The organism is Cognatundibacterium luofuense (genome assembly GCF_018139685.1).
Taxonomy (GTDB): Bacteria; Pseudomonadota; Gammaproteobacteria; order Burkholderiales; family Burkholderiaceae_D; genus Undibacterium; species Undibacterium luofuense.
Genome location: NZ_JAGSPN010000662.1, coordinates 1 through 281, shown reverse-complemented (window position 1 = coordinate 281; position 281 = coordinate 1). Strand labels below are relative to the sequence as shown.

The 281-nt window shown below is 51.2% G+C and carries 1 pseudogene; it reads left to right on the top strand.

Annotation, left to right across the window (positions count from 1 at the left end):
• Positions 1-281, top strand: a pseudogene (locus KDM89_RS22090) (serine--tRNA ligase); the annotation flags it as partial.

Here is a 281-nt window from a genome sequence, read left to right as displayed (position 1 = left end):
ATACGGTTGCGGCAAGGCTCGCTACCCGTAAATTCCAGCTCGACGTAGCGACTTTTAATGCGCTGGAAGCAGAGCGCAAACAAATTCAGTCACGTACTGAAGAATTGCAAGGCAAGCGCAACACCTTGTCCAAGCAAATCGGTATGCTCAAGAGTAAAGGCGAAGACGCTTCTGCTGTGATGGCCGAGGTCGCTGCGATTCCTGAAGAAGTGAAAAAATCTGAAGTCCGTCTGGCAGAAGTGCAGGCGCAGATGACAGCATTCCTGCAGGCGATTCCGAAT